20 protein-coding genes are annotated in these 26,536 nt (G+C 37.2%); 4 read left to right on the forward strand and 16 right to left on the reverse strand.

Going from position 1 to position 26,536, the window contains the following annotated elements; translation table 11 throughout:
- Positions 1-58 precede the first annotated feature (58 nt).
- Complete coding sequence (locus IGI58_RS01500; protein WP_087641399.1) at positions 59-928, reverse strand: class II fructose-bisphosphate aldolase; 870 nt, start codon at positions 926-928, stop codon at positions 59-61.
- Between the two features lie 258 nt (positions 929-1,186).
- Entirely contained in the window at positions 1,187-2,122 is a 936-nt protein-coding gene (locus IGI58_RS01505; protein ID WP_429954854.1) for a YitT family protein, read from the reverse strand.
- Between the two features lie 227 nt (positions 2,123-2,349).
- On the opposite strand from IGI58_RS01505, the gene IGI58_RS01510 reads away from it, so the two are divergent.
- A complete protein-coding gene (locus IGI58_RS01510; RefSeq protein WP_087641397.1) occupies positions 2,350-2,844 on the forward strand; it encodes a YajQ family cyclic di-GMP-binding protein in 495 nt (164 codons plus the stop codon).
- Positions 2,845-2,967: 123 nt separating this feature from the next.
- Here the strand turns inward: IGI58_RS01510 and IGI58_RS01515 are convergent, their stop codons facing one another.
- The 13 genes from IGI58_RS01515 to IGI58_RS01575 form a co-directional block, all read right to left on the reverse strand.
- On the reverse strand, positions 2,968-3,933 hold the full coding sequence (locus tag IGI58_RS01515; protein WP_429954852.1) for an asparaginase: 966 nt from the start codon (positions 3,931-3,933) through the stop codon (positions 2,968-2,970).
- Positions 3,934-4,070: 137 nt separating this feature from the next.
- On the reverse strand, positions 4,071-6,470 hold the full coding sequence (locus tag IGI58_RS01520; protein ID WP_429954850.1) for an ATP-dependent DNA helicase: 2,400 nt from the start codon (positions 6,468-6,470) through the stop codon (positions 4,071-4,073).
- Between the two features lie 240 nt (positions 6,471-6,710).
- Complete coding sequence (argJ, locus tag IGI58_RS01525; protein ID WP_429955396.1) at positions 6,711-7,862, reverse strand: bifunctional glutamate N-acetyltransferase/amino-acid acetyltransferase ArgJ; 1,152 nt, start codon at positions 7,860-7,862, stop codon at positions 6,711-6,713.
- A gap of 235 nt (positions 7,863-8,097) precedes the next feature.
- On the reverse strand, positions 8,098-8,781 hold the full coding sequence (locus IGI58_RS01530) for a Bax inhibitor-1/YccA family protein (protein ID WP_429954848.1): 684 nt from the start codon (positions 8,779-8,781) through the stop codon (positions 8,098-8,100).
- Positions 8,774-9,256: a MaoC family dehydratase gene (locus IGI58_RS01535; protein WP_087641393.1), complete on the reverse strand. Its 483-nt coding sequence runs from the start codon at positions 9,254-9,256 to the stop codon at positions 8,774-8,776. The genes IGI58_RS01530 and IGI58_RS01535 overlap by 8 nt, the downstream gene beginning before the upstream one ends.
- A gap of 115 nt (positions 9,257-9,371) precedes the next feature.
- Entirely contained in the window at positions 9,372-10,706 is a 1,335-nt protein-coding gene (gene murC, locus IGI58_RS01540; RefSeq protein WP_087641392.1) for a UDP-N-acetylmuramate--L-alanine ligase, read from the reverse strand.
- Positions 10,707-10,892: 186 nt separating this feature from the next.
- Entirely contained in the window at positions 10,893-11,780 is an 888-nt protein-coding gene (locus IGI58_RS01545) for a hypothetical protein (RefSeq protein WP_429954845.1), read from the reverse strand.
- A gap of 208 nt (positions 11,781-11,988) precedes the next feature.
- Positions 11,989-13,287, reverse strand: coding sequence for an asparagine--tRNA ligase (gene asnS / locus IGI58_RS01550; protein WP_087641562.1), 1,299 nt, complete (start codon positions 13,285-13,287; stop codon positions 11,989-11,991).
- A 46-nt stretch (positions 13,288-13,333) separates the two neighbouring features.
- Positions 13,334-14,524, reverse strand: a complete 1,191-nt coding sequence (locus IGI58_RS01555; RefSeq protein WP_429954843.1) for a pyridoxal phosphate-dependent aminotransferase — start codon at positions 14,522-14,524, stop codon at positions 13,334-13,336.
- A gap of 89 nt (positions 14,525-14,613) precedes the next feature.
- Positions 14,614-15,120 carry a DUF5590 domain-containing protein gene (locus tag IGI58_RS01560; RefSeq protein WP_429954841.1) on the reverse strand — a complete coding sequence of 169 codons (507 nt, stop codon included), beginning with the start codon at positions 15,118-15,120 and terminating at the stop codon, positions 14,614-14,616.
- 86 nt (positions 15,121-15,206) lie between these two features.
- A complete protein-coding gene (locus IGI58_RS01565; RefSeq protein WP_429954839.1) occupies positions 15,207-17,972 on the reverse strand; it encodes a helicase C-terminal domain-containing protein in 2,766 nt (921 codons plus the stop codon).
- Between the two features lie 172 nt (positions 17,973-18,144).
- Positions 18,145-19,656, reverse strand: coding sequence for a hypothetical protein (locus IGI58_RS01570; RefSeq protein ID WP_429954837.1), 1,512 nt, complete (start codon positions 19,654-19,656; stop codon positions 18,145-18,147).
- A 332-nt stretch (positions 19,657-19,988) separates the two neighbouring features.
- On the reverse strand, positions 19,989-21,428 hold the full coding sequence (locus tag IGI58_RS01575) for an amino acid permease (protein WP_429954835.1): 1,440 nt from the start codon (positions 21,426-21,428) through the stop codon (positions 19,989-19,991).
- Positions 21,429-22,094: 666 nt separating this feature from the next.
- On the opposite strand from IGI58_RS01575, the gene IGI58_RS01580 reads away from it, so the two are divergent.
- The 3 genes from IGI58_RS01580 (at position 22,095) to IGI58_RS01590 (ending at position 25,267) form a co-directional block, all read left to right on the forward strand.
- The gene (locus IGI58_RS01580) at positions 22,095-23,360 is read left to right on the forward strand and encodes a glycosyltransferase (RefSeq protein WP_429954833.1); all 1,266 of its coding nucleotides are present in this window, start codon (positions 22,095-22,097) and stop codon (positions 23,358-23,360) included.
- Positions 23,361-23,442: 82 nt separating this feature from the next.
- Positions 23,443-23,994, forward strand: coding sequence for a hypothetical protein (locus IGI58_RS01585; RefSeq protein WP_429954831.1), 552 nt, complete (start codon positions 23,443-23,445; stop codon positions 23,992-23,994).
- Between the two features lie 40 nt (positions 23,995-24,034).
- Positions 24,035-25,267, forward strand: coding sequence for an Ig-like domain-containing protein (locus IGI58_RS01590; protein WP_429954829.1), 1,233 nt, complete (start codon positions 24,035-24,037; stop codon positions 25,265-25,267).
- Between the two features lie 201 nt (positions 25,268-25,468).
- On the opposite strand, the gene IGI58_RS01595 is transcribed toward IGI58_RS01590, so the two are convergent.
- Positions 25,469-26,518 (reverse strand): lysylphosphatidylglycerol synthase transmembrane domain-containing protein, encoded by a 1,050-nt coding sequence (locus IGI58_RS01595; RefSeq protein ID WP_087641382.1) that lies wholly within the window; start codon positions 26,516-26,518, stop codon positions 25,469-25,471.
- Between the last annotated feature and the right edge of the window lie 18 nt (positions 26,519-26,536).

Consider the following 26,536-nt stretch of genomic DNA (forward strand, 5'->3'; position numbering starts at 1 on the left):
AAAATAAAAAAAGCCGAACTGCTTTTCAGCAGTCCAGCTCAGGGTTTAAAGAATTAGATTATGCTTTGTTAGCAGAACCGAACCAGTCGATGTGCTCTTCTGCATCTTTCACGATTGCAGCAACACCTGGTGCTAACAATTTACGTGGGTCAAAGCCTTTTCCTTCTTTGTCTTTGCCAGCTTCGATATATTCACGAGTTGCTTTAGCAAAAGATAATTGGAATTCAGTATTTACGTTGACTTTAGATACACCCATTGAGATAGCTTTTTGGATTTGTTCTTGAGGAATACCTGAACCACCGTGTAATACTAAAGGAACATCAGAACCTACAGCATCAGCGATTGCTTGTAAGTGATCAAAAGCAAGGCCTTTCCAGTTTTCAGGATATTGACCATGAATGTTACCAATACCACAAGCTAAATAGTCAATACCTGTAGCAACCATTTGTTTACATTCTTCGATGTCAGCTAATTCACCAGCACCGATGATCCCGTCTTCTTCTCCACCGATCGAACCAACTTCACACTCAACAGAGATTCCTTTAGCGTGTGCTTTTTCAACGACATCTTTAGCTAATTTCAAGTTTTCTTCAAATGGAAGATGAGAACCATCAAACATGATTGAAGTATAGCCAACTTCGATACATTCTAAAGCTGCTTCATAGTCACCATGGTCTAAGTGGATCGCAACTGGTACAGTGATACCCATTGAATCAACTAAATCAGTGATGATATCTTTAGCCACTTTATATCCGCCCATGTATTTTGCTGCGCCCATTGATGTTTGGATAAGAACTGGTGCTTTTTTAGCTTCGGCAGCTTTTAGAATTGCTTGAGTCCATTCTAAATTGTTTGTGTTGAATCCACCAACTGCATATCCGCCTTTACGTGCAGCTTTTAAGAATTCTGCTCCTGATACTACTGGCATAATAAAATTCCTCCTAAGTTTTAAAAAACTTTATTTGTTAAGGGCGTCCCTTAACTAACAGTTACATTTTAGCAGACTTTTTAGTACTTTTCTACTAAAATTACCTTTTTCAGAAAATTTTTGTCCATTCTTTCACAAAAGAGTAGACACTCAGGTTTATTTGTCGAAAAAAAAGAGGGGTATCAACATTTATTCCTTCAGAAATAAATGTTGATATCCCTCTTTTCGGATCTTATGATCAAGCAAAGATTTATTTTATTAGAGTTTCATTTTATGTTTTTTTAACTCTGGAAAAGATCCTGTACTTTTAAAAATCCGCTGTTCATCTTCATTGGCAAATCGCCCTAAGACCGATTGTGTAGGCAAAATATTCATAAATGCATTCTCATCGACTGAATAAACGATTTGTTCTAGGTCATAGAGTTCATATCGTGTGATCACCATCATGATCATTCGACCTTCTACACCCGAATATCCGCCGATAGACGGCAATAATGTCATCCCACGAACCATTTCTTTGGAAATCGCCTGAGCAACCGTTTCAGGATTCACTGTTATGATCATCGCTGTGATTTTTTGATGACTGGTATGGATCGTATCCACGACCTGTGTTAAACAATAGATCGAAATAATCGTATATAACGCACTCTCCCAATCAAACACAACGCCTGCAACAGCAACAATGATGCCATTCAACATAAACATATAATTTCCAACCGTTTTCCCAGTCGTCTTTGATAAGACTAGTGAAATAACGTCCATTCCACCTGTCGTAAACCCCATCTTCAAAGATAACCCTGCGCCGATCCCGATCAACACACCACCAACGATCGCATTCATCAATGGATTTTCCGTAATCACGACGATAGGTAGAAACATGGTCACAACTGAAATCCAAGCAACATTCAGAAAACTGAAAATAGTCGATTCTTTCCCTAGTTTAATAAAGCCTAATACAAAAATCGGTATATTCAATAGTAAAATAAATAAACCTGTATCGATCGTGATTGAAAAATGTGTATACAGCAGCGTTGCAATGATTTGCGCTACCCCGTTCATTCCAGCAGAGAAGACTCTTGCGGGAATTAGAAAAAAATTCAATCCAACTGCCGCCAAAATTCCCGTGATAAAAATAACAGCAAATTTTTTCAGTAATTCATTTTGTTTATATGAAGCAGCTCGCTTGCCCACCATAATTCCTCCCATTACCAAACATACTGAATAGTCATTCTATGTCCTGTTTGTCCAAGTCAAATCCCACGAATTAGAATAACAGGTTGCCTGAAAAAAGAAAAGAAAAAAAGCCAAAAATGAGGATTCTTTTATTCTGAACGACTGTTGATCAAAAAATGGTTAGGACTTGTTTCTTAGCTATTTAATGGTACTATAAAAGGAAGAAATGAATGAAAGGCGGTTAACTAATGGCAGCAAAAGAAGCAAGTTTCGACGTCACCTCTGAGATGAATATGGAAGAAGTCAAAAATTCGATCCAAATCGCATTGAAAGAAATCAAAAATCGTTTTGACTTCAAAGGTTCAATTGCAGACATAAAACTAGAAAATGGAAAATTAGTTCTAGTTGCAGAAGACGATTATAAAGTTGAGCAAGTCAAAGATGTTTTATTCAGCAAATTAGTAAAACGGGCAGTTCCAATTAAAAATATCCATTTTTCCGATAGCGAAAAGGCTCTTGGAGGAAACGTCCGTCAATACGGTGATCTGATCAGCGGCATCGATCGAGACAATGCAAAAAAAATCAATGTAGCAATCAAAAATTCAGGAATCAAAGTAAAATCACAAATCCAAGAAGACAAAATTCGTGTGACTGGAAAAAGCCGTGATGATCTACAAAAGGTGATTACATTACTTAGAACACTTGATCTACCTGTTGAACTTCAGTTTACTAATTATCGTTGATTCAGCTACTATCTTCTTTTATTTATCTAAATGAAAAAAAGCCTGATTCTTAGCGATGATCAAAAAATCCAAGCTTAAATGGACTAGTTGATCGCTCACAAAAAATCAGGCTCTTTTTATTATCTATTCACTTAAAAATTCTACTAACTCCTGCATATTTTTTCCACTATTCAACCCAACGATCAAGCGAATACGGGCCTTAGGACCATTCAATCCTCTTGAAAAAATCAAGCCCATTTTTTTAAGATTCACGCCGCCGCCTTCATAATCATAGATGTCCTCAGCGATTCCATTCGAACAACGTGAAACAAGAACGATCGGAATTTTTCTTTGCAAGAGTCGTTTTAGCGCAGGTAAGGTCTGTGGTGGAAGATTTCCCGCACCAAGAGCCTCGATGACCAAACCATCCGTCTGGTCATTGTCTACTAAATCAAACAGCTGCTGATCCATCCCAGCATATGCTTTAATGACATATACATTTCCTTCAACTTCTTGAATATCACATATTTCTTGCGGCCGCACTTCACTTGCAAAAAAAGTTCTTTCCTTGGCGATCATACCGATCGGTCCAAAAGTCGGCGTCCGGAATGTTGCTACATTTGTAGTGTGCGTCTTCGTTACATAACGAGCCGTATGGATCTCATCGTTCATCACCACTAAAACACCTTTTCCCTGAGATTCCTCCGAACAAGCAGTCCATACAGCACTGATGAAATTATACAAGCCGTCTGTCCCGATTTCATTGCTTGACCGCATCGCACCAGTCAGAACGACGGGAATTTTATTTTCCAGCGTGATATCCAAAAAATAAGCTGTTTCTTCCAACGTATCGGTCCCATGAGTAATGACGACGCCATCGATTTTTTCAGCGTGTGCCTGCTGAATTCGCTCTTTTAGCTCAAGCATACGTGTTAATGTCATATGAGGAGAAGGAATATTAAAAATCGATTCAACGATCAAGTTGACCTTACCATCCGGCAAAGCTTCTTGTTCGAGTAAGGGATTCATTGTATTGAGTGCTACATTACCATCTGCCTCTTTAGACATTGAAATTGTCCCGCCTGTATGCAAAACAAGAATAGTTTTCATTACTTAGCCTCTTTTCACCTATGATTCTTATTCTTCTTTTCTCTAAAAAAGAGCCGACAAATCGTCCGCCTGCTTTTTTATTTTTATAAGAAGATTCGCTTTTTTAGTATAACAGTAAACGTAATTTTTTTCTATGCTCATTCATTTGTTGAAAGCCAAAATCGTTGCTGTAATTCTTTTGAACGTTCGGCAGAATAAGCCGTTTGACTTTGATCCCAATGCGGCGGAAAAAATTGTCGCACAGCTGCAGAGGAAAAACGCTGATCCAACAATAATACAACTCCTCGATCTTCGCTATCCCTGATGACACGCCCTGCTGCCTGCAGCACTTTGTTCATTCCGGGGATTTGATAAGCAAATTGAAACCCTTGATTTTTTTCTAAGTCGTAATAACGTTTGATCAATTCTTGTTCGTGAGTGATCTGCGGTAAACCCACCCCAACAATCGCTGTGCCAATCAATCGCGTTCCTTTTAAATCGATTCCCTCTGAAAAAATCCCGCCTAACACACAAAAGCCCAACAACGTTTCTTCTGGATCAGAAACAAAGTCAGCTAAAAAAGCTTCCCGCTCAGCTTCATTCATAGAAGAAGCCTGCAGCTTGGTTTTGATTCCTGGATTTTTTTCTCTGAATAGATCATACACGACATCCATATAAGAATAAGATGAAAAAAAGACAAAGTAATTTCCAGTTCGCTGTTGGATCATATTTGTTAGACTTTCCACGATCTTTAGATAATTCCGTTCCCGTTCCTTGTAGGTCGTTTGAATATGATTTTCAATGACTAACAGCTGATTATCTTTAGTAAAAGGATTCGGAATACGGTATCTCAAACTTTCTTCTCCTCCACCCAAAACCTCTTGATAATAATCTAATGGAGTCAAACTAGCTGAAAATAAGATACTCGCTTTGCCCTTGTCTAATTTTTGCTCTAATAAATAGGAAGGATCGATGCAAAATTGCTTTACAGTCACGTCGTAGCTCTGACACTCAACGTAAGTACAATAATGATCATCATAATATTCACTGATTTTAGTATAATTCAGTACATCAAAATAAACGGATAACACTTGGTTCAGTTCTTCGTATGTTTGATTCTCCGGCAGCCATTCACCAATTTTATCAGATAGTGTGTAAGCCGCTTTTACAAGCGAATCAATGGGTGCACTTTGATGCAGAAAGTCTTTTTCTTCTTCTTTGCAGATTTGTTCGATCTTCTCAAATTCCTTTTCGACTTTCCGGATAGCTCGTGTCAGTTTTTGCTGCTCTTTCCCAAGCGTTTTTCTTAATGAGCTAAATGTATTTTTAGCTAAAGAAGCTGAATACATTTCTCTAGAACGGTTCACTAGATTGTGAACTTCATCGACTAGAAAAATATTTTCTTTTTCTTCTTGCTGCTCCTCGAAGAACCTTCTTAAATATACGGTGGGATCAAATAAGTAATTATAATCGCAAATCACAAGATCACACCATAAACTTACATCTAACGACAACTCAAACGGGCAAAGACTATGTTTTTTCGCATAGCGTTCAATAACTTCTCTTGTAAATTGATTTTCATTGTTTAACAGATCCCATAACCCTTCATTCAGACGATCATAGTACCCATTCGCAAAAGGGCACGCTTCCGGTGTGCAATTTCGTTCAGTCAAAAAACAAATTTTATCTTTTGCTGTTAAGGTCACACTTTTTAATTCCAGATTCTTTTGTTTCATCGCTTCTACTGCATCTTCTGCTACCTGACGTGTGATCGTTTTCGCAGTTAAGTAAAATGCACGTTCTGCTTGTTCTTCACCGATTGCTTTTAGTGTTGGAAATAATGTAGAGATCGTTTTACCAGTTCCTGTCGGTGCTTCTACAAACAACTTTTGATCACTTAAAATCGTTTTATAGACAGCAACGGCTAATTCTCTTTGCCCTTTGCGATAATCACCATACGGAAACGGAAGTTCTTTCAAAGAGTCATTTCTGATCTTTCGCCAATTCATTTTAAAAATCAGCCATTGCTCGTACTTGCTGGTCAAATCATCAAAAAATTCACACAGCTCCTGTTTTGTAAATATCCTTTCTGTTCGCGTGATTTCTTCCGTTGTCGTTTGAAAATACGTTAGTTGTAATGTGATCGTTTCTAGCTCTTCTTGTTGACAATAGATGTGCCCGTAACACATGACTTGGTACCAGTACATATCGATCTGTTCTTCCCGCAGCTCAGAGAAATCAGGTTCTGAACTTTTTATCTCATCAATGACGGTCCCCTTGTCCTCATCTGTAAAAATGCCATCGGCACGTCCTTCAATGAAGTATGTTTGACCATTCATTTCTACATCGATCGAAAGCTTAACTTCCTTCTTATATCCAGCTGGAGCCGCTTTTTGCAATTTACGATGGATTTTCGCTCCTTCAGCCGCCGTATGTTCACTTGTATGTCTTGCATCGATACTACCTCTACGCAAAATAAATTCTACTAAACTGCGGACTGCGATCCGTTGTCTATCTTTCATTTTTTTCCCACCTGTCATTTCTCCATTATAGAACATACATTCGTAAATGAAAAGAGAAGCCCAAAACAAAACTAAAAACCAGTTTTGTTTTGGACTCTAATTTTGAATAAGTGGTGAGAAAAAAGCGGCTACTACGTTACGCTTCGACCACATCAGTTAACACATTGTTTAAAGAACAAAGTGAAGCTAGCAACATTCTAAGTGCTAAAGTACTAAGAGTTGAAGGCTTCTGAAATGAGCTGAACACTTTTGTCCTATGCTCCTTAGTTTATGAAATCAAGTAGAATAATCGCTGTTTATTTTGACATACTCATAGCTCAAATCACAGCCGATCACTTGGAAATCGTGAGTTCCTTGGTGTAGATCGACCGTTAAATAGATATCCTCATTTTCTTGGATATACGATGCGATTTGTTCGATATTTTGCAGCTCTTCATGGTTTTCAGAGAAAATCGGATATTCGCCATAAGAAATCTCAACCCTATTAGGGTCAAAAATAAGTCCATCTGTTTTCCCAAGCGCCATTGCAATTCGGCCCCAATTTGGATCGTGACCAAACAAAGCGGTCTTCACTAATGGCGAATTGATTATTGATTTTCCAGCATTCTTTGCCTGTTCTTGGCTCATAGCATTTTTGACCGTCACAAACATCGTTTTTGTCGCTCCTTCAGCATCTTTCACAACATCTAATGCCAATGCATGACAAACTTGGTTTAAGGCTATTTGCAGCTCTTCCATCGAAGCTGTCTTATGACCGCTTGCTAATAAGGCAACTGTGTCACTCGTACTTGTATCTGAATCGATGCTGATTGTATTAAACGATTGGTCAACCGCGATTTTTAACATTGGATAGATATCTTCTTTGCTGATTTTTATATCTGTTAAAATATAAGCCAGCATGGTCGCCATATTCGGCTCGATCATCCCCGATCCTTTGACGATACCTAAAATTTTTCCCTCACCGACCTCAAGACTTTGCACTTTGATCCGTTGATCTGTTGTTAAAATAGCTTCGGCAAAGTCTTCATAGTTTTCTGTAAGCTCCAGCGAATGCGTCTCCAAAAATGTATTGATTTTTTCAATAGGTAATTGTGGTCCGATCACACCTGTCGATGATGGTAAAATATTTTCTTGAGCAATCGCCAGTTTAGACGAAATTTTATCTAAAATCTGAAACTCATTCTCTCGTCCTTCTTTGCCAGTCGCCACATTTGCAACCCCACTAGTTACTACGACTGCCTGTAATTCTCCATTTTTGACATGTTCTTTACCGATCGGTATACATTCACCGCAAAACGTATTTTTAGTAAAAACAGCCGCCGCATGACACACGTGATCTGCTACGATCAAACCAAAGTCTTTTCTTTTTTTCTTGATGCCGGCATGCGTGCCATAAAATTTAAATCCTTCTGGTATTTTTTCATCCATCCCTATCACTTACACCCTTCCCAAAGAGACAACCTCTAATAAACATTCCACAACAAACGTCTCATTTTTCTGATTTTCTAAAAGTATAAATCAATGTCTCATGATAGTCAATGATTTTTATGCAAAATAAAACAAATAAAAGAATTTTTATGCATAAAAACACGATAAATACGTATATTCAAAACAAAAAAAGGCACTCAGAAGAATCCTGAGTGTCTTTTTCTAAGTTCTTTTATTAGTTGTTTTTACCAAAGATACGTAAGAATGCTAAGAATAAATTGATAAAATCAAGATATAATTGTAATGCCATGAAAACCGCGATCCCTGTACCTGGCTGTCCGCCTGTTTGTGTATACAATGTACGGATTTTTTGATTGTCATACGCAGTGATACCTGCAAAAATAACGACCATCAAAATTGAAATAAAGTATTCAACAGGACCACTCTTTAAAATAAATGCATTCAGGAAAATCGCAATGATCAGACCGATCAACGCACTATATGCTGCATGTCCCATAGCAGAAAGATCACGTTTTGTAAAAATCCCAACTAATGACATTCCTCCAAACGTAGCTGCTGCACTAACAAAAGCCGCTACAACGGTTCCTTCTGTATACATCGCTAATGTTACAGCCAATGTAATGCCATTCAGTATAGAATATACAACAAATCCGCTGATTGCTAGTGTCGGATTTTTAGCTGCTTTAAAACCTAAGAAAACAACTAACGCTAATTCTGCAATCCAAAATCCATAAAAAGCCATTGGATATTTGTATAAAAACATCACTACTTCAAAGAAATATACATTCAATATTAGATATGATACTAACGCACTAATACCGATTCCCATCGCTAAAAACGCGTAAATTTTTGAATAAAACTTATTCAAACCAACATTTGCTACTGCTCCGTTATTCATTCATTTCTCCTTCTTTCTCTTCCAGTTCGTCTATTGTCACTTGAGGCGGCTGAACCATGACAACTGCATCAAGCACACGGTCTCCTTCTTCATTGACAGCTTCGATCGAAATCGTCACAACATCTTTCATTTTATCCACCTTGATCACTTCAAATTGAAATGTCAGTGTTTCGTAATGAAAGACTGGTCCTACAAAGTTCACCGAAAAATTGACCACATGAGAGCCTGGTCCTGGTAAATGCTTTGAAATCGCACTGGTAATGATCCCCATCAGCATGATCGATGGAACGATCGGCTTACCGTATTCTGTTTTTTGGGCATAATCATGTTGGATATACAAAGGATTGGCATCATTCGTTAAGCCCAAATAAAGAAGTAAATCTTTATCTTCGATCGACTCAGTTAAAGACAGCGAATCGCCTTCCTCAATATCTTCGATGGTTTTGCCTAATTTTCTCGGTTTTCCGATATTCAAATTAGTACACCTCCACTAATGATAAGATTATTGTACCAAAATGACGACAAAAGGCAAGTTAAAAAGAAGCTTCGGCAAATCGCCAAAGCTTCATATTATCGTCTTGAACAATAAATTATAGAACGTTTCTTGTTGTATTACTCAATAATGTTTCATAGGCTTGCTCAAATTTTTGAACATCTCCGGCACCCATAAAAATAATCACAGCATTTTCATGGTCTAATAGCGGTGAAACATTATCCTCTTTGATTACTTGACCGCCTTTTTCGATCTTATTACCCAAATCTTCGATTTTTACATCACCTTTTTGTTCTCTTGCCGATCCAAAAATATCACACAAGTAAACATGATCTGCTAAATCTAATGCATCCGCGAATTCATCCATCAATGCAATCGTGCGTGTAAAGGTATGAGGTTGGAACACAGCGATAATTTCTTTATCAGGATATTTTTGACGTGCGCCATCGATCGTCGCCATGATTTCAGTCGGATGATGTGCGTAATCATCAACAATGATCATATCTGAGACTTTTTTCTCAGTAAAACGGCGTTTAACACCTGCAAAAGTCAGCATTTCTGCTGCTACTTTAGACATGTCTAGTTTTTCAAAGTAGGCAACTGCGATCACACCAAGTGCGTTCATGATATTGTGTTGACCAAAAGCCGGTAAAACAAAGTGCCCTACAAATTCATCTTTATGGTAAACATCAAAAGAAGAACCTTGTGTTGTTCGTTGAATATTTTTAGCCTGAATATCATCATCATCATTCAACCCATAATAATAAATCGGCACATCTGCTGATAATTGGCGCAAATATTTGTCATCTCCATAAGCAAAAATACCTTTTTTCACTTGTGCTGCCATTGTTTGGAATGCTGAATAAACATCTTCGATACTCTTATAATAATCAGGATGATCGAAATCGATGTTCGTCATGATTGCATAATCGGGTGAATAAGCAAGAAAATGACGGCGATATTCACAAGCTTCAAAAGCGAAGAACTGCGCTTTAGGATCCCCATGTCCTGTCCCGTCACCAATCAAATAGCTTGTTGGGGCGATTCCTGTCAATACATGAGAAAGTAAACCTGTCGTACTTGTTTTCCCATGAGAACCAGTCACTGCAACGCTTGTATAAGGCTGAATAAAACGTCCGATAAAATCATGGTAACGAATGATTTCAGCACCTAACTCTTTTGCACGAACCAATTCTTCATGTGTATCTGGAAACGCATTTCCAGCGATAACAACCATATCTTTCGTGATATTGTCTGCGTTGAATGGTAGGATCTTCACTCCAGCCTTTTCTAGATCACGCTGTGTAAAGAAATATTCTTCTACATCAGACCCTTGCACACGATACCCTTTCTCAAATAAAACAAGAGCCAATGAACTCATTCCAGAACCTTTTATGCCAACAAAATGATGTAATTTTTCTTGATTGCTCATTATAATCCTCTTTTCCTGAAATCTCTATGTAAATTCTGTTTTCTTATAATAGTCAGCAAATGCATGCTACCCATTATCGTACAAAATCACAAAATAATCAACCCAAAAATAGTTGTGCTGCTTTGCTATTTTAAAAGACACAAAAAGTTGAGACAAAACCAGTGACTGTTTTGTCTCAGAATACTACTAATTAAAATACTTGCTATTTTCTAATTCCATACTTGAATCTTCAATGATACCACTTAATGGTTTATCTAAAATACCGCGTTTTTTTTCGCTTTCGGCCTCTGCTACTTTTTGACCATAAGCTGTTTGGCTCTTTGCATTTGCTTTGGCTGTTTTTAACTCTTTTCTAGAACGCGGCAGTGTTTGGCTGATATCTTCTTTACCAAAACGTTCCATATCTGGTTTGATTTGTTGGTACTGACGTCTTGTCACAGGAATCTCAGGTGTTTCTTTCGGAATGTTGAATTTTTTTACCGTCGGATCTTCATTTCCTTTGACTTGAAACGCTGCTGGCTCATCATCAAATAACAGATACGAATTTTTATCTTTTTTCATCGCCGTAGCCAGCTCTTGTTCTGTTAGCGCTGGCGTTTTTTTTTCCGGGATCACAGACGCCGGGATATACTTTGGTACGAAGTAAGAACGAGCTTCATACGTATAATCTCTTGATGTTGCCTTTTTGTCTCGGTTCGTAGATGAGCTGCCAAATCCATAGCTATTTCTTTTCGGCATATTACCAAATAGATTTGTTTTTTGCTTTGTTGTTGTTTTATTGTGACTCATCATATAGTTTGGCAGATTCGACTTGTGTTGGGCAAGTTCGGCCATCTGCTCTGGGCTATGAGAGACATTGTTATTATTCGCTTGAGTCGGTTGCTTTGTCATTGTCGGCTGAGCTGTGATTGGATCGATCACTGGCGCCTGAGGTTGTACGGATGTCGTATTTGTCAACATTGGTTCATCTTGAAACAATGTTCGTTTATTTTCTGAAGTTAGTTTTACACCTAAATCATCGTCATAAGCTGGAAAACGAAAATGTTTTCTTTTGATTTGTGCTGGGTTTTCCATTTGGATTCAGTCCTTTTATTGTACTTTCTGTCAATTCTACCATAAGTTACTGGATTTCTAAACAATTTGCCTTAACTTTTCTCTTTTCTTCTTGATCTTTTACGTCAGTTCATTTTTTCATTGCGCAAAGTAAGAGCTGTTTTTCGCACAAAAAAAGCCATCGAAGCAAAGTAGCTACTTTGTTTCGACAGCTTTTCATAAGATTTTTTTATGGATAAATACGATTCAATAAGCGTGGGAATGGACTTGCTTCACGAACATGTTCGATCCCAGCGAGCCAAGTCACTGTACGTTCTAAACCTAAACCAAATCCTGAGTGCGGTACTGATCCGTAACGACGTAAGTCTAAATACCAAGCGTATTCTGCTTCATCTAGATTATGGTTACGAATTTGCTCTAATAGATAATCATGATCGACAGCACGTTCTGAACCGCCAATGATTTCGCCATACCCTTCTGGTGCGATCATATCCGCACAAATCACAACATCATCACGTGTAGGATGTGGTTTCATATAAAAGGCTTTGATCGCTTTTGGATAGTTCAAAATAAATACAGGACGATCAAAAGAATTTGCGATAAAGGTTTCATGCGGTGAACCAAAATCATCTCCCCATTCAATATCATCAAATCCATTTTCTTTCAGTAATTCAACCGCTTCGTCATAAGAAATACGCGGGAATGGTAATTGTGTATATTTTTTCAAGACTTCTCTATCACGTCCTAAAACATCAAGAGCGTAATCACAATTATCCAATACACTTTGAACCAAGAAAGCTACATACTGCTCTTGGACTTCCAAACTTTCTTCTTGATGCATAAAGGCCATTTCAGGCTCGATCATCCAAAATTCGATCAAGTGACGGCGTGTTTTAGATTTTTCTGCTCTAAAGGTCGGTCCGAATGAGAATACTTTTCCAAAAGCTAAAGCTGCTGCTTCCATATACAATTGACCACTTTGAGATAGGTACGCTTTTTGATCGAAATAATTCGTTTCAAATAAATCTGTCGTGCCTTCTGCTGTGCTTGCTGTTAAAATCGGCGGATCGATTTTTACGAAGTTGTTTTTATTGAAAAATTCATATGTCGCACGAATGATTTCGTTACGGATCTGCATAATTGCATGCTGACGGGATGAACGCAGCCATAAATGACGGTGATCCATCAAGAAGTCTGTTCCATGCTCTTTAGGTGTAATTGGATATTCATGACTTTCACCGATCACTTCGATGCCAGTCACACCGATCTCATAACCAAATTTTGAGCGGCTATCTTCTCTGATTTCACCAGTGATCCAAACAGAGGTTTCTTGCGTTAAGCTTTTCGCTAATTGAAAGACCTCTTCAGGAACTTCACTTTTGACAACGATCCCTTGAAAATAAGCTGTCCCATCACGTAATTGTAAAAAAGCGATCTTCCCGCTTGAACGTTTATTGGCGATCCAAGCGCCGATTTTTACGGTTTCCCCCACATGATGTTTTGAATCAATAATTTGAATTTGTTCCACAATCGTCTCTCCATTCATTTCTTTTTTGCCATCCCGAATTGAGTATTTATTTTGCTGATTTTACTTCAATAAATGCAGTGATCCGCTTTGCCGCTTCTTCTAAGGTTTGCAGATCTGTTGCATAACTGATCCGAACATTTTCCGGCGCACCAAATCCTGCTCCAGTGACTAATGCGACATGTGCTTCTGCCAATAAGTCATCCACCCATTTTGTCACATCAGTATAGCCGCAAAGATCCATCGTTTCTTTGATATTTGGAAATAGATAAAAGGCACCTTGCGGCTTTTCCATTCTGAAGCCTGGAATTGCTGCAAAAAGTGGGTATATTTTGTTTAAACGCTCTTCAAAAGCCTGTCTCATTGTTTCTACAGTATCCTGTTCACCACTCAAAGCCTCAATTGCGGCATATTGACTGACTGCTGTCGGATTGCTCGTTGATTGTGAAGCTATGTCATTCATTGCACTAATGATTGCTTGATCTCCTACTGCATAGCCAATTCGCCAGCCGGTCATCGCATAGCTTTTAGAAACACCATTGATAATGATGGTTTGCTTTTGGATTTCTTCTGATAAGGTTGCTATGGGCGTAAAAACAGCGCCATTATAAACCAATTTACCATAAATATCGTCTGAGACAATCAAAACATCATGGGAGACAGCCCAGTCACCGATTTTTCTTAATTCTTCTTCTGTGTAAATCATCCCTGTAGGATTGGAAGGTGAGTTTAGGATCAAAATTTTTGTTTTGTCTGTTCGTGCTTTTTCTAGCTGTTCCACAGTGACCTTAAATTTTTCTTCCTGTGCACATGTAATGAATACTGGTACTCCCTCAGCTAATTTCACCTGTTCACCGTAACTCACCCAATAAGGAACCGGAATGATCACTTCATCAAAAGGGTTTAAGACTGCTTGAAAAAGTAAGTATAAAGCAAATTTAGCACCATCAGTGATAATAACATTTTCCATCTGATATTTTAATTGATAATTGCTTTGAATATATTCTGTGACTGCTTGCCTTAATTCTTTAATACCGGCAGATGGTGTATAGTAGCTGGCTTGACCACTCTCGATCGCCCGAATCGCTGCCTGCTGGATATTTTTAGGTGTCATAAAATCTGGTTCACCAACTGTTAAACTCAACACATCCTGGCCTTGAGCTTTTAGGGCATTTGCTTTGGCTGAAGCCGCCAAGGTTACTGAAGGTTCTAATTTTTGTGCACGCGTTGATATCTCCATACGGTTTACTCCATTCATTTTTTATTCTTCATTTTTCATGTGTTGCGTTACCTGTTTTTTTACTTCTTACAATAGCATAAAACGTCTCGTCAGACATTTTTTATGATCATGATTTCTTCTGCTTTTTCAAATGACAATAAGTAGTAGGATAAGGAACCGTCATCGCTTTTAGTAATAACTTCCCATGTAGGCTTATCCTCGTATAGACCTAAGCTGATTTTTTGTATGTCTTTTTCTTTGTAATCCGTGCTCATGATCTGGCGAATGTGTCCTTCTTCTACCCCGTCTTTTTGATTTAGTACAGTAATGTTCTTCCCTGATTTCGGAATGATGACGACTAATTCTTCTCCTTTAGCATCTTTTCCCGTCACTGCAAAGGAGGTTTCTTTCCTAGTAAACCAGTAAAAGTTATCGACTGATTCAAGTTGAGCATACTCTTTTGCGATTGCTGTAGCTTCTTTTTCAGCTTGTTTCCACGGATGAGTCGCCCGTACATAGAAAATGACAACCAGAACGATCATCACTAATAAGGCTGTAATGATTCCTAAAAGAATCTTTCTTTTTTTCACTTCATTTTGTTCTTTTTTTTCCTGCAATCGCCTCGCCCTTTCCTCACTTACTGGCTATCATTATAGCAGAAAACTATTTTTAATTTAATAGTTAGCAAGTAAATTTCTTTTTGTCAGCTATTTAAAAAATCAGCTAATTCTGTCGTTATTTCAGTTAATGGTGCTTCTTTCACAGGTAAATTCTTTGGCAGAGCCTTGATCATTTGTTTTCCATATTTTGCCGTGATCAAACGACGATCTAAAACGATCATCGCACCTTGATCTTCATTTGAACGAATCAAGCGACCTAATGCTTGCCGTAAACGCAAAGTTGCTTTCGGCAATGCTTCATGGGCAAACGCCTGGATGCCTTTTTCCTCTAAGTACTCATAACGTGCTTTTACAAACGGCCGCTGAGGATTTTCAAAAGGCAAACGAGTAACGATCAGAAGGGATAAGGTATCACCTGGCAAATCTACCCCTTCCCAAAAGCTATCTGCTCCTAACAAAATACTATTTTTAGAATGAATGAATCGTTTTAAGATTTTTTCTCGACTTCCGCTGATTCCTTGGGCCAAAAGTTCCCGCCCATCATTAAGAAAAGGCTGATGCAGGCGATGATAGACGCTTGAAAGAATCTCATGAGAGGTAAAGAGCACTAAAATAGAACGATCCTGCTTTGAAATTTCCTGAATAACCGTTGCAATGTAGGCTGAAAATTCAGCATTATTCACTTGATTGACGGCAATACCATCCGTTGGAATATACAAACGCGCATGCTGTTCATAGTCATAAGGATCAGGAAGTATCTTGAATAAGGCATCGGGCACACCTAATTTATTTGGCAAATATTTTTTATCTCTACCAAACTTTAATGTCCCACCAGTATATAGAATATGCTGATACCGCTCATACCAAGTTGTTGCAGGTAAAATACTCGCTTCCAGATCATTGATAGCTAAAGCACCATACCCTTGCGAAGTACAGCTGTACTCCTTGATCCAGCGCGGCTGCCATTCATTTACATAAATATCAAAACACTCGTGTAAACGGTCGATTTGTTCAAAAAACTGCAGCAACCGTACAAAAACGATTCGATCAGAGGAGGTATATTTTTCTAAATGTTCTTCAATTGATTGCTGAATTCTTTTTTGGATCTCTCTCATTTCAGATAATAAGATCTCGATTTTTTGAATTGAAGATTCTCCTTCTAAAGACAGCTGATCGAACAATGATTTGACTAACAGTTCTGTCTCCATCGATTGCCGCTTTTGCTTTGGAAATAAAGTATTGATTTCATAAAAAAGATCACTGAATTCCTCAACTAAGTCAGTAGCTGCTTTACAATAGATTCGCAACAAGCGCCGTTCTTCCTTAGCCTCATCGAAGATATGCGTCACTTGATCAAACAACTGTTCTTCTTCTAAATAGAGTGCTAATTGCTTTTTAAATGATGCATAATTAAATTGACGGTGAGAAATCTTGCCTGCTATGTCTGGTAAATGATGAGCCTCATCAATAATCAAATAAGGGCTTTTGGGCAAAAGTGCTGTTTCTCTAAGCGATTCTTGTGCCAAAAATGCATGATTGACAATCAAAACATTGCTTTGTTTGACTCTCTTATAAAGAAAGCGGACAAAATCTTCCTGATACAGCGCATCTTTACTGGATAGAAAATCAATTCCTCGATGAGCAACATCACGCCAAAAAATATGATTAAAATTGATCAGCTGCAATTCGTCTAAATCACCAGTCAGCGTTTCTAGGAGCCAGACCAAAACCCCCATTTGATAAAGAGCATATTGCTTTTGCGGCAAAGGATCATTCAATGTCGCTTTAAAGCGCTGTAAATCAATATAGTGGCGATGACTTTTGATGATCGTCGCCTGAAGTGGTCTGGGACAAATTCGATTAGCCAATTGGATATCCTTCTCCAGCAATTGATTTTGTAAAACAATCGAAACCGTGCTAATGATCAATGGCTTTTCCGGCGTTGCTAGATAGCTCAAAGGAAATAAATAACCTAAGCTTTTCCCAGTACCTGTTGCAGCTTCGATAAACAAGTCTTTGCTTTCATCCTGAGTAAAATGCTCATAAACCAAATTCATCATACGACTTTGTTCCGAACGATAACTTATCGTTTGACCAAAAATCTTTTCTTTGGTCTTTTTCTTTTTTGGAAATGCCGTTTGACCATACAATTTTTCTTCAAAAAGCGGGACTTCTTTTTTTCTTAATGCGATTCCTGAAACGACTCGATACTCTTTAGATAATGGTAAAATCTCCTGTTTCATCTCTTCGTAAATATAATGGATATAACGACTAGTATCCATGCCGGTTTGCTGACTCAACTTATCGATAGCTTCCATTGTGATCAGCGGTAATCGGCGCATCTTCGCTTCGATCAATAATAGCAATTCCGCAGTGACCTGTGCATCACTATCTGCTTGATGCGGATTATCGTGAACTAATCCTAAGCTTTCAGACAAATCACCCAAACGAAAACTTTTTTCCGTTGGTAAAAAAATTTGTGACAGCTCAACTGTATCGATTCCAGGAATCTCTAGTTTTGGTGCACCACAGCGAACTAACTCCTGTGCTAAAAATGAATAGTCAAAATAAATATTATGAGCGACAAACACAGTATCTGCTAAAAGATTGTAGATCGTCAGTGCAACATCTTCGAAATAAGGAGCTTTTTGGACTCTACTATTACTGATACCTGTAAGTTTTTGAATTTGTGGAGAAATAGCTTGATTGGGGTTGATATCTGTTGCAAATCGGGAAATGATTTTTCCGTCTTGGATCAGCACGCAGCCGAATTGGATGATTCGGTCAATTGTCGAATCTGTACCTGTTGTTTCAATATCGACCACTGCATATATTTGACTTTTCTTCATTGCTTCCCCGCCTTTCTCTACCCTTGACGATTATACTACAAAACGACATTTTTTTTTAGTCTTAGTTGATAGCATTTAATAAATTAAAAAGACTTGAGAGACAACGTATTGCGTTATCTCTCAAGCCTTTTAACCGCCACTTATCATTTTTAGGCTGAATACGATCAAAAATTTATTTTTCGACAGGCATCAAGCTTAGATTTTGCATATATTGATCCATTAAAATATACCCTTCCAAACGGCGTAATAAATCAACAGAACAACGAACTTTCTTCCCAAATAAAGAACGACTGTATGCAAGTTCACGCATTTCTTGTAAAAATTCATCTAAAGAAGAAACCAAACTAGCGCAGCTAAGGCGCCCGCAAATCAATACATCTTCTTTACGTAAACGAACGACCTGTCCCCAAGAATAATTTAAATATTCCGCCTGATTGATTTGTGCTAATAATTCAGAACGCAAGATGCTTTTCTTTTGAACATGATTTTTCTTAGCACCTAAGCGCATCCGTTTATTCATAAAACGTAAATAGATTTCATCTTCTAAATTCTCCATTTCTGTTTTAGAGAAATTAGGAATTTTCGCAGGCGCATCTACTGTTTTACTACTCTTAAGCAGTTTTGAAAAACGCGGCCAGTTACTTGGTGTGGCCTTTTTTGTATTCTTTTTCTTGAAAACTAACGAAGACAGATCAACAGGTGTAAAGGCTGGGCTTTTCACCTCATTTTCATCCACTACAGGTTTTGGCTCTAGCGCTGATTTATTGCGTTTGAGCTTTATTGTATTTCGTTCTTTTTTTGAAACTGAAGGTTCTACTTCCTCTGTCTTATCTTCTACTTCTTGATTTGGATAAACTGTAGGTTCTTCTGCTGGGGAATCTTCTTGAACTGGTTTTTCCGCCAATTCGTTCGCCAACTTTTTTTCAGGTTCTCTTGCTGCCTCATCTTCTGTTTTTGTTTGGACTTCTTCTAACGTCTCTGGTGTTTCAGTCTCATCGATAAATTCAGCTTCTACGGCAACCTCTGAAGGTTCCGCTGGTGTTTCTGTATCCTTTTTTTCTTCCTCGATCACTAGAGGCTGTGCTCTTTTTAGGTGAATGGTTTGGATATTTCTTGATATGACTGGATGACTCTGTTTATTTTGCAGCTGCATTTGACTTGAATTAATTGTTTCAGTCAGCTCATTGATCATTTTGCGCAAACGAAAAATCTCATTTGATGTTTCGATCATTTGTTTCATCATTCCCTGAATCTCACCTGTGTTCAACTCAGACTGGCTTTTAGAAACTAGAGAACGTTCAGTTGGCTCCAGCGTGATTTCTTCAAACCATTTTTTCAGATTCATTCGTAATTCTCTTCTTGTCGGTTCGAAACTACCCATCAACAGAGTATAATACATCACTTCTGTTTCGACATACATATAGATTTTTTTTACTACTAGTTCTTCAAAATCTTCTGTTTCATCCCAGCTATCACAAATCGCATCAAAAAAAGCTTCTCCTTCAGCTAAATTTTGATAATCTTTTGCTAGGTTCAGCTTTCGAACCAGATAAAAAGCGTATGGAGTTTCTACATCATCGGCATACACTTCACGGCCTAAATAATCCGGATCAACCTCTTTACAGAGAACTGTTGACCGTTCTTCTTTTTCTGATTGACGTTGTCGTTTACTAATCGTTCTCACTTCCTCAATTTTTTTCCTTTATAAATCGTATCATTTTTTTAGAAAAAAGAACACAGTTTCCATTCTATTATACCGATAAATTCGTAAAATTGTTCTCATTTTTTTACAAATATCTTCAATTAAACGAAAAACACAGATAATACATACATTTAAACAACATTTATTTATTTTTTTATTCGCCAATTGAGGAATTCCTGCATCAGAAATGTTTAGTTATCATAAAAGTATCAAGCATCACGTTTCTATTTTTCACTTTGGTTCCTTTATTTAGCTGATATTAAAAAAAAAGAGAGAAAATGCTCTACTTTAGCATTTTCTCTCTTTTATTCCGGTTATGCGTTTTCTTTCTTTTTATCCCGACGTGCAAGTGCAGGTAAAATCATCCCTAATAAAATCAGCACAACAGGCGTAATGACATTTGAAGCTAATTGGAAAAACCAAGCTTTAGGATTTGCCGCAAAATCTACTTTTGGCACCATCCCCAAAATACAAGCGAAAGCAGTAAACAAGAAACACCACAATCCAAAACCAAAGGCGATTTTCGGATTCTTGATGAATTTATATTCTGAACTGTAATTTTTATACGCTTTATTCAACATCATATAGGCAAAGAATACCCATAGATAACGCATCGGCATTACAACAGAGTTTAAGTTAGTCAACCATTTTACAAGCTCTTGAATATTTTCAATACCAAACATCGGTAATACGATGATGATACTTACTAGAATACCCGTTAATAAGTAGCCGTTGACCAATGTTCCTTTTTTACTTCTTTTACGCAAGGCTTCCGGTACAAATTCAGGATCAGCATCTGCTAAAAGAATTTGCAGTGGAGCATCGATCGAAAAGGCTAAGGCTGAAATTTGTCCAATACCATTTGTGATAGCATAAATGATCATTAGTAAATTTCCAACACCATAATACTCTCCTAAAAGTTGGAAAGCAGTATAGGCACCATTGGCCATTAAATCTTCCGGAATGTTATTACTTGCAAATAGCATCCCCATCGCAAATGAACCTAAAACAGCAGAAACACCAACCATTGCTGCTAAAAAGATCATTCCTTTTGGAAATTCTTTTGATGGATTTTTCATTGAGTTTACATAAGGAGAAATCTTTTCCGCTCCTCCGACTGCAAAGACTAGCATGGAGACAGTCGTAAAATAGCTAAAATCAAATTTAGGAATATACGTACTGACTTTATCCATATGAGGTGTTGCAAATTCAACAGTCGAGTTCATCATAGGTGCACCGATCGCTAATAATATAAACAGCATAGACATTACGAAAATAGCTGTCCCGGCCATTCCACCAATGACTTTTAGGGTCATCAAACCTTTTGTTGATAGTAGTAAAAAGATCAAAAAGATCGCTAAAGAAATCAATGTGATCCCTACAACAGAAAAATTACTTACAATATTGCCATTTCCTTGAATCGCCCAACCAAAGGCGATCAAAACTAATTGCGGCTTCTGTGCTAGATATGGGATGTGTACGACCCAATACGTCCAGGCAGCATAATATGCTAACCGTTTAGTACTAGTGTTTTGCACCCAAGAGCTGACCCCCCCGCTGCTGTCTTTAAACGTTGAACCTAATTGACCGACGATCAACGCATAAGGAATAAAATATAAGACCAAAATCAAAAACCATGATGTTACAACAGAGATTCCCTGTTGTGCATAGTTATTCACAACATTTCCTAATCCCCAAACCATGTTAAAAGCAATTAAACCTACAGTAAACCAACGTAATTGCTTTTGTTCCATCGAATCACTCCTATTCATTCTATGATGTATAAAATATCTTTTTAATCATAATCATTTTCGCATTTTTAAACAAGCACTTCTCTGGGGAAATGTTGATTTTATCAGCAATTTATTAGATTAATAATAATACATTCGTTTTTTCTAATTTACAAAAATCATTTTTGATGACCAGTGTCTTATATAATCAGAAAAAGGTGCTGTAAACAAAAGAGATCATAAAAAGACAACCGCCTCTTACCCTCTCATCAAATCATCATCTTTCTAATCCTTCAGAAAATAGCTAGCTAACCTTTACATTATAAAAAGACGAACTGGACTACTTTTCTACTTTACGCAGTAAGCTATTATACTAGCTAAATTTTTTTCTTTTCATTATTTGTGTTTTTACTTACTGTCAAGAAATAACAGTTTTTAAAACACTAAGATTCCTAAACAACTGCTTCTAAAAATGTCCTTTAACTTAATCATGTAACCAATTTTCAACTATAAGCTTCTTACTTTATCGATCAGAATAAATAATAAGTAAAAATACATTCTCATTATTTTGATTAATTGACAAATAAACTGATAATTTATCCTATTTTTATGTGATATCATACATATAGTCGACTTAACAACACATATTTTCCATTGATAAAGTACTACAAACAGTGAAGGAGGCGCATTTTGCCTATTATTTATACTATTTCTTTAATTTTGATCAGTATCTACTATATTTATATTACGATCATTAAACATGCGGATGAACTATATATCGAAAATGCCGGGCTGATGAGTCCGACTTTACAATATGTAGTCGTGATTCCTTGTTTCAATGAAGATAAGGTCATTCGGGCTACGCTCTCTTCCTTATTGGATTTTTCGTTACCTAATTTGGCCATCTACGTTATTGATGACGATTCATCTGATGATACGATAAAAATAGTAAATGATTTCAATGATCCAAGAATCAACCTGATTGAAAAGCACAAACCGAATGCTCAAAAAGGAAAAGGCCACTCCTTGAATACTGCTTACCAAAGGATTCTTAAAGATTATTCTCACGCTGATCCAGAAAACGTTATCATTACCATTTTAGATGCCGATGGTTTTTTGTGCCCCAATGCATTTGAAATAGCTGATCGAATTTTTAGTCATCCGACGATCCATGGTATTCAAGCACGAGTACGAATCATCAACAACTATAAACAGGGAAATATCCTTTCATTATTACAGGATATCGAATTTTATGAGGTTATTGGCGCTATGCAAAAATTTAGAATGAAAACAAAAACGGTGGGCTTAGGGGGGAATGGTCAATTCACTCGTTTATCTTCACTAAAGAAATTATCTGAAACACCATGGACAGATTGTTTACTCGAAGATTATGATCTAACCATTCGCTTGCTATTAAATAAAGATCGACTAGTTTATTCGGATCAACTGGTTATTTATCAGCAAGGATTGACAAGCTATAGACGCTATTTGAAGCAAAGAAGCCGCTGGATCCAAGGTAGTCTACAATGTCATTCCTATATTAGAAAAGTGATCACCTCGACCTCACTGACAGGTTCTGGAAAACTAGAGATGCTCTTCTTTCTGATACAACCTTATCTTAATCTACTGAATAGTATCATCGTGATCATTTCTATTGAACTTCTTTGTCGGGCTTTATTAGATGGTGCTACCTTGCGTTCATTTTTTACTATCACCATCATGTTTCTTATAACTATTTATCCTGGACTTTCATTTACCAAACGCTATATTAATGCAACAACTAAAATTGATATGATCGATAATTCGCCAAAAATCAGAAGCTATATAGGAGGAATGCTTATGTATATTTATATCTTTTTGACGATCCCCAGTATTGTTCTAGCATTCACTCGTCAACTATTGGGGAAAACATCCTGGTTCAAAACGACAAGGGAAGAAAATGTTTCTATTAAATAAAATGAATCACCTCTTTGACGAAAGATTATTTTCAATTTTTCCACTTATTATTATTTTATTTAGTATCATCTTAGGAAAGCTCATGGGGATATTTTTTTTCAAGCCTGAAGAGAAAATGCAATTGAACGAACATCCATCTACATGTTCAACTGAAAATTTATCCACATCTTTTTTAGATGCTGACAAGAAAAAGCTGCTTTTATCTAATTTGAAAATGAGTTTGAGCGGTCTCGTGCTGTCTCAATCAAAAATCAGTCAAATTCAGTTGATTGCTGTTCAGGATATTCAAGCAACAACTTTTGTTCATTTTTATCACGAAGAAAAAGAAGCGTTCATCTGTACTGGAATCATCAGTAACAGTAATACGATTACCTTTTCCCATAAAATCGATGAACAATTCCTTACCCAGCTACAAGACAACTTACATTTAAATTACGAAGAATCCATAACATCAGAGCTTGGAGCTGTTTTTTCTATACTGTATCATCACACACAATTGACTAATGAAAATGAACGCACGCTATGTGAAAAAGCAAAGATTTTTTTCTATCAAACAAGTAAAGAATCATCTGCTCAAATTTTAGGTTCCTCTTTGGCTTCTGCTAAAGACCATTCGTTCGATCAGTATGACTAATAAAGACTTGTTTTACTAATAATTTATTGGAGGTTAACTAATGCACGCTAAAAAATTGGTTTTACCACTTATTTCATGCTTGATTTTTAGTATCTTCTTTACTAAAACTGCTTATGCAAATGTGGATTTTGACAACTTGTATGTTTCAAATCCAACGATCATAGTTGGCAACAAGATCGTTGATGAACAGACTGAGATCAGCTATCATCAAAATGTTTCGCTCACTTTCCCTTATGCAGTTCCTAATGAAGTTACGATCACTTCGGGCGATACGATGCGTTTAGACGTACCCGCAAATTGTCTGATCGCTTCTAGTTTTTCTTATGATATTACAGCTGCTGACGGAACCGTGATCCTGACGATCACGGGAGATGATCTTACCAATACAGTCACAGCGACTTTTGGTCCATATTATGAATCTCACACAGCAAACCGTCAGGGTGAAATCATTTTTTATGCGCGTGGATCAAGTACTGTGGAAAATTCAGATTGGGTAATGAATATGGTCGGCTGGAATAACTATGACAATACAGCTGCTGTTTGGAATATTATTATCAATCCAGATTCAAAATATATTACAAACACTGTACTCACTGATATACTTGGTCCCGATCAGCAGTTTGACGAAGGATTTTTCGTTCAGGCGGCTCTTGGAACCTATGATAAGACAACACAAATCTTTCAAGAACAAGAAGCAATCGATCCTGCCAAAATCAGTACAGCAGCAGACAGTTTCATCATCGATCTAGGCACATTGAATCAAGCTGTTTCATTAACTTTTCTTTCAAATAAATTAGCTGATCCTAATTTACCTTATCGAAATAAAGCGATTCTTGAGGCTGATGGTGAAGGAGAGCCTGTAATAATCGAAGCAGAAACACCAGCTATAGGAGGTGGAGGCAGTGGTACGGGAGAACCTGGTGAATCTTCTCAAACAAGCGATACCTCGACAGAGGAAACATCAGAAACAACCACTGAAGAAACAACGACAGACCTAACTTCTGAAAGTACCAGTAGCGAAGTAGAGTCTTCCATATCCAGCAACGTAGAATCAACGACAAATGAAACGATCGAGACAAGTCAAACATCAAACAGTAGTAAAAATCAGCCAGAAACAACGAGTACTACTTATAACGTAAGTAAAAAGCCTGATAGCTTACCAAAAACAGGAGAACAGAGAACTTTGTTTTTCTTAATCAGCGGTAGCTTTTTATTAGCTGGATCAACCATTTTTTTCGTAAGTAGAAATAAAAAAGCAAAACATAACGGATAGTAAAAGAGCCCCTGGCGACACATGAATTTAGTATTCATGTATCGCCAGGGGCTTTGTGACATTTGTATTCAAACTTGATTAGATCTTGAAGCATCTCTAAAATATCCGAACTCGATCAGATAATAATATCGATCGTTAAAATTTCGATGATTCTTTTTGCTAGAAATTGCTGTATATTTTCTGGACTGACACTGTTTATTATTAGTCATCTTCCAATGTTTCTCTTTTTTCTTTTCTTACTGCATGCAGCTCTGACTGGATCTCTCTTCTTTTCTCGATCACAACAAAAATAAACCCGATCAAAAATGGCAAGACAAAACTGCCAAAACGATACAGTAACAATGATGACACTGCATCCACTGTGCCTACTAATGGTTTGAATAACAGTAAATAAACGAATTCAAAAGGTCCGATCCCAGCTGGTGTTGGAAATACACCTGACAAAATAACGGCAAAACTAGTAAACGAAAAGACTAATAGAAAATCGACAGTTGGATGATTTTCTACTAAAACAATATACGGAATCACGTACCAAAAAAGCAGCTTGACAACATTCCAGCCAAAAATCAGAAGCATCGCTGAGCGGTCTTTGATGATCGTTTGTACGGTTTCTCTCAATGAATAAATTTGTAAATTACATTTATCCACCCAATCACGTAAGGCTTTGCGCTTAAAGAACTTATTCGCCCAAATAATCAAAATAATTTGAAGATTGATACTACTTGAAAGTACCAATAATGAAAGGATGATCATTCCAGTCAAAATCACACCGATCAAAATAAATGGAATCATTTTAGGAGAGCGCTCATAGAACAACGAAAATTGAAAAATCAGTCCTAGAATTGCCCAAAAAATCACAGCAAGCTTATACATGATCATGTGTAAAGCTGTTACCCCGATCCCTTGAGACACAGCCAGCCCTTTTTTCTTATAAAAGTAAATTTCCGAAAGAAGGGTCCCAGTCCCAAATGAGATCACTCGATAAAAAGCCACATAACAAGAAGTAAAAAAACCATCCTTACTGCTGAAATCCTTTTGAAAATGTCCCGCGATCTCTTTGATCGAACGACCTTCAACAAGTTGATAAACAACGCCGAATATAATCACTAATAATAAAACGAGCCAGCTCGTTTCCATCAATTGAGCAAAAATATCACTCAACGAATTGTCCATTACGTAAATGATAACTCCAATAAAAATAGCTAGTAAACCGATGTTAAAGAAAATTTTTGTTTTAGAATTGCTTTTCATAGTTTCTCCCAACTAACA

It is taken from the genome of Enterococcus sp. AZ020, assembly GCF_050499205.1.
GTDB lineage: Bacteria > Bacillota > Bacilli > Lactobacillales > Enterococcaceae > Enterococcus_L > Enterococcus_L dunnyi.